Origin of the sequence: Actinomadura sp. KC345, assembly GCF_004348515.1 — a bacterium.
In the GTDB taxonomy this organism is placed as follows: domain Bacteria; phylum Actinomycetota; class Actinomycetes; order Streptosporangiales; family Streptosporangiaceae; genus Spirillospora.
Map to the genome: position 1 here is coordinate 1 of NZ_SMKH01000427.1, position 5246 is coordinate 5246.

General features: G+C 72.4%; 4 protein-coding genes. 3 read left to right on the plus strand and 1 reads right to left on the minus strand.

Annotation, left to right across the window (positions count from 1 at the left end; translation table 11 throughout):
• Window positions 1-53: 53 nt before the first annotated feature.
• Complete coding sequence (panB, locus tag E1281_RS37265) at window positions 54-905, minus strand: 3-methyl-2-oxobutanoate hydroxymethyltransferase (RefSeq protein WP_131884408.1); 852 nt, start codon at window positions 903-905, stop codon at window positions 54-56.
• A 147-nt stretch (window positions 906-1052) separates the two neighbouring features.
• Here panB and E1281_RS37270 point away from each other — a divergent pair, with 147 nt between their 5' ends.
• The 3 genes from E1281_RS37270 to E1281_RS37280 form a co-directional block, all read left to right on the plus strand.
• Window positions 1053-2627: an MFS transporter gene (locus E1281_RS37270; RefSeq protein WP_131884409.1), complete on the plus strand. Its 1575-nt coding sequence runs from the start codon at window positions 1053-1055 to the stop codon at window positions 2625-2627.
• Window positions 2628-2634: 7 nt separating this feature from the next.
• Window positions 2635-3222: a TetR/AcrR family transcriptional regulator gene (locus tag E1281_RS37275; protein WP_131884410.1), complete on the plus strand. Its 588-nt coding sequence runs from the start codon at window positions 2635-2637 to the stop codon at window positions 3220-3222.
• Window positions 3223-3356: 134 nt separating this feature from the next.
• Window positions 3357-5246: SpoIIE family protein phosphatase (locus tag E1281_RS37280; RefSeq protein ID WP_131884411.1), on the plus strand; the 1890-nt coding region annotated here is incomplete at its 3' end.

Below are 5246 nucleotides of genomic sequence, written 5' to 3' on the forward strand. Positions count from 1 at the left end.
GGGTCGGGGTGTGGCCTGGGCCGGCGGCCGGATGAACCGGCGGCCGGACCGGATCAGTGGTAGGTGTGCTCCGGCGCCGGGTAGGCGCCGTTCACGACCTCGTCGGCGTAGCTGCGCGCGGCGTCGCCGAGCAGGGTGTTCATGTCGGCGAACTTCTTGACGAACTTCGCGGTCCGCGGGGTGAGCCCGGCCATGTCCTGCCAGACGAGGACCTGCGCGTCGGTCCGGTTGCCGCCGCCGATGCCGATCGTCGGGATCGACAGCGACGAGGTGACGTGGCCGGCCAGGTCCTCGGGGACGCATTCGAGGACGACGGAGAACGCGCCGGCGGCTTCGAGGGCCTTCGCGTCCGCCATCAGCTCGTCGCCGTCCTGCCCGCGGCCCTGCACCCGGTAGCCGCCGAAGGCGTTCACCGACTGCGGGGTGAGCCCGAGGTGGGCCATGACCGGGATGCCCGCGGCGACCATCGCCTCGACCTGCGGGATGATCCGGCGGCCGCCCTCCAGCTTGACCGCGTGGGCGCCGGTCTCCTTGAGGAACCGGGTGGCGGCCGACAGCGCCTCGGGGACACCCGTCTGGTACGAGCCGAACGGCAGGTCGGCGACGACCATGGCGCGCTTGGAACCGCGGACGACGGCCGCGGTGAGCGGGATGAGGTCGTCCACGGTGACGGGGATGGTGGAGTCGTAGCCGTACACGACCATCGCGGCGGAGTCGCCGACGAGGAGCACGGGGATCCCGGCCTCGTCGAAGATCCGCGCGGTGAGCGCGTCGTACGCGGTGAGCATCGGCCACTTCTCGTGCCGCTCCTTGGCGGCGGCGATGTCGCGTACGGTGACCCTTCGCCCGCTCGTGCCGCCGTAGAGTGCGGCCGGCTGCGCCGAGGGTGCGGCAGAAGAAGACATACGAGAACCTCCGGTCTTGAGGCGCCACGGTGGCGTACCCAGACGGAACCGATCGTGCCACTTCGAAAACGATTCGGGTAGTCCCCCTCATTCCCCGATCTCCAGGGGCCGGGAATGAATTCCGAAACGCTACCGTTGCGTATCGACATGGACTCCCCCACGATCCAGCGGCGCCGGTGGTACATCCTCGGCGTCCTGACCATGAGCCTGCTGGTGGTGGTGCTCGACAACACCATTCTCAACGTCGCGCTGAAGACGATCGCCGACCCGGACCAGGGCCTCGGCGCGACGCAGAGCGAGCTCGAATGGTCCATCAACTCCTACACGCTGGTCTTCGCGGGCCTGCTGTTCACGTTCGGCGTCCTCGGCGACCGGCTCGGGCGCAAGCGGGTGCTGATCGGCGGGATGGCCGTGTTCGCGCTCGCCTCGCTGATCTCGGCGTACGCGCAGACGCCGGAGCAGCTCATCTACGCCCGCGCCCTGATGGGCCTCGGCGGGGCCGCGGTCATGCCGCAGACGCTGTCGATCATCACCAACGTCTTCGAGCCGCACGAGCGCGCCCGCGCCATCGGCATCTGGGCCGGCGCGGTCGGGCTCGCGATCGCCATCGGCCCGCTCACCGGCGGCCTGCTGCTCGCCCACTTCTGGTGGGGCTCGGTCTTCCTGATCAACGTGCCGGTCATCGCGCTGGGCATCGTGCTGATGGTGTTCCTGGTGCCCGAGTCGCGCAACCCGAGCCCCGGGCGCCTCGACCCGGTCGGGGTCGTGCTGTCGGTCGTCGGCCTGGTCGTCCTGTCGTACGGCATCATCCGCGGCGGGGAGACGGGGGACTGGCTGGCGTTCCCGGCGATGGGGCCGATCCTCGCGGGCGCCGCCGTCATCGCGCTGTTCGTCTGGCACGAGGCCCGCAGCGACTCCCCGGCCTTCGACGTCCGGCTGTTCAGGGACCCGCGGCTGTCGGCCGCCGTCGCGTCGATCGCGCTGTGCTTCTTCGCGGCGTCCGGCGTGTTCTTCTTCGCCAACTTCTACATGCAGTCTGTGCGCGGCCTGACCCCGCTCGCGGCGGGCGCGATGGTCCTGCCGTTCGCCGCCGCCCAGCTCTTCTTCTCCACGCGCAGCGCCGCGATGGTCCGCCGCTTCGGCGCCAAGGCCGTGTGCACGACCGGGCTGCTGCTGGTCGCCGCCGCGCTGGCGAGCTACCAGTTCGTCGGCACCGACACCCCGATGTGGATCCTCGGCGCGATCTTCTTCGTGCAGGGCACCGGGATGGCCAACGTGATGCCGACCGCCACCGAGTCGGTCATGTCGGCGCTGCCCCGGGAGAAGGCGGGCGCCGGATCGGCCATCAACAACGTCGCCCGGCAGGTCGCCGTCGCGATGGGCGTCGCCGTCCTCGGCTCGGTCATCGCGTCGGTCTACCGCCGCGACCTGGACGGCGACCTCGCCGCGCTGCCCGCCGGTGCGCGGGAGGCCGCCGGCGAGTCCATCGAGGGCGCGCACGGCGTCGCGTCGGAGCTGGGCGCGGCCGGGCAGGGCCTGATCGAACCGGCGAACGCCGCGTTCGTGCACGCCATGCACACCGCGTCGGCCGCCGCCGCGGTCATCGCCTTCCTCGGCGCCATGGTCGTGCTCAAGTGGATGCCGGGACGCGGGGCCGCCGTCCCTCCCGCCGGGGACGAGGAGGCGGCCGAGCCCCGGCGGCTGGAGAAGGCCGGGGTGTGAGCGCGCCATGACCGGCACCGGGCGGACACCGGGACGACCCCGCAGCGAGCGGGCCGAGAAGGCCATCATCGAGGCGACCCTCGGCCTGCTCGCCAGCGAGTCGGGCGTCGCCGGCGTGTCCATCGAGGCGGTCGCCGCCCGCGCCGGCGTCGGCAAGACCACGATCTACCGGCGCTGGCCCAGCAAGGAGGCGCTGATCGTGGACGCGCTGGGCTCGGCGAAGACGCCGCTGCCCGAGCCGTCCGGCGCCTCCGTCCGGGAGGACCTCACCGAGATCGCCCGCGCGCTCGCCGCCGAGCGCGGAAGCGGCCACCTCCAGTGCTTCTGGAACGTCGTCGGCAGCGCGGAGCGGTACCCCGGGCTGTACGCGCGCTACAAGCAGGACGTCATCGAGCCGAGGCGCGCGATCGTCCGCGCGGTGCTGCGGCGCGGCGTCGCCCGGGGGGAGCTGCGCGCCGGCCTCGACGTGGAGGTCGCGATGTCGATGCTGATCGGCTCGCTGACGCCGAAGGGACCGCGGGAGGACCTCCCCGAGGGCTACGCCGAGGCCGTCGTGGACGCCCTTCTGGAGGGAATCGGGGCCGTCCGAGACTGAATTGTGACGGATGCCGAATCGTTTCCGGCCTGGTAAGCGTGATCTTCTCCCATTGAAACGCCGTCATGCCCCATACTGTCGCTGGGTAGTGCGAAGACGACCGGCTGTCTGGAGCGCGTCAGGTGAGATCAGTGATGGCGCCGCGAGGCGATGCGCCCGCCACCGATTCCGCGTCCCGGACGCTGGTCCTGGGCATCGATGGTTCCCGGCGGATCGTGCAGTGCGGGCCCAACGCCCGGGCCGTCCTCGGCCGCGCCCCGGAGGACCTCATCGGCCGCCCGGCCACCGACCTGGTCCAGGACGAGGCCAAAGCCGAGCTCGAGGCCCTCCTGGAGGCCAACGAGTCCGGCCAGGAGCGCAACGGCGTGATGACCGTGCTGCGCGGCGACGGCGCGTCCGCCGACGCCGTGCTGACCGCGCAGCCGATGGTCGGCGGCGACGCCGGCGCGGCGCCCGCAGCGCTGCTGTACGTCCGGGTCGCGCTGCCGCCGAGCGAGCGCTACCAGGATCCGGCCCTCATGCGCCGCGCGCTGATGGACGACCAGGTCACCCGGTTCGGCGCGTCCCTCGACCTGGACCAGTCGGCCCGCAAGCTCGTCGAGGTGGTCGTCCCGCACTACTGCAACGCCGCCTCGGTGCTGGTGCTGGAGAGCCTCGTCGCCGCGGACGAGGTGCACTCCGAGTCCGGCTCGGCGGTGCTGCGGCGCATCGCGGTCACCTCCGACGACGGCAACCCGGCGTGGACGTCCACGTTCCCCGTCGGCGAGGTGCTGGTGTTCCCCGAGGGGACCCCGTACCGGGAGGTCATGGAGACGGCCCGCCCCGTCCACCTGCCGAACATCAGCCTGGACCGCGCGTCCGAGATCGCCCGGCTGTGGCGGCGCGGCCCGGCGGGCGAGCTGCTGTCGGACGTCTCGATGGTGCTGCTCCCGATGATCGCCCGCGACACGCTGCTCGGGTTCATCGCCTGTACCCGCGTCCCCGGGTTCCGCAAGTTCGACGCCTACGACGTCGAGATCGGCATGGAGTTCGCCGCCCGCGCCGCGATCGTCATCGACAACGCCCGGCTGTTCAGCCGCGAGCGCGCCACCGCGCTGGCGCTCCAGCGCAGCCTGCTGCCGAACCGGCTCTCGGCGCCGTCCTCGGTCGAGGTCCGGCACCGCTACCTGCCCGGCAGCAAGCTCGTCGAGGTCGGCGGCGACTGGTACGAGTCGATCGCGCTGCCCGGCGCCCGCGTCGCCCTCATCGTCGGCGACGTCGCGGGCCACGGGGTCCGCGCCGCCGTCACGATGGGGCGGCTGCGCACCGCGCTCCACACGCTCGCCAACCTGGAGCTTCCGCCCGCCGACGCGCTGCACGTCATGCACGAGCTGATGATCGAGCTGGGCGAGCAGGAACCGCACTTCGCCACCTGCGTGTACGCGGTGTACGACGCCACCAGCGGCACCATCGAGATCGCCTCCGCCGGGCACCTGCCGCCGCTGCTGGCGGGTCCCGCCGGCGACAACGAGTACCTGCAGGTCCCGCCCGCCCCGCCGCTCGGCGTCGCCGGCGGCGCCGCGATCGAGAGCCGCGAGTTCACCGTCGAGGACGGCAGCCTCTTCGTCATCTACACCGACGGCCTCGTCGAGAACCGCGGCCGCGACATCGACGACGGCCTCGCCCGGCTCCAGAAGATCTTCGGCCCGGACTCCGTCGACCGCTCGATGGAGGACCTCGCCAAGGCCACGCTCGCCGGCGTCTACGCCGACCAGCACCGCGACGACATCGCCGTCCTGATCGCCCGCCTGCGCCGCCTCCCCGACGACCGCCACGCCTCCTGGACGCTGCCCGCCGACCCGGCCGCCGTCCGCCGCGCCCGCGGCCTCGTCCGCGCCCGCCTGGAGGAGTGGGGCCTGGAGGAGCTGGAGTACACCACCGAGCTGCTGACCTCCGAGCTGATCACCAACGCGCTGCGCTACGCGCCGGGCCCGATCGAGCTGCGCCTCCTCCTGGAGCGCACCCTCGTCTGCGAGGTCCTGGAC

Bases quoted from the DNA above. Each gene is read 5' to 3' on its own strand.
- panB (WP_131884408.1), bottom strand. From the start codon at position 905: ATGTCTTCTTCTGCCGCACCCTCGGCGCAGCCGGCCGCACTCTACGGC.
- E1281_RS37275 (WP_131884410.1), top strand. From the start codon at position 2,635: ATGACCGGCACCGGGCGGACACCGGGACGACCCCGCAGCGAGCGGGCC.
- E1281_RS37270 (WP_131884409.1), top strand. From the start codon at position 1,053: ATGGACTCCCCCACGATCCAGCGGCGCCGGTGGTACATCCTCGGCGTC.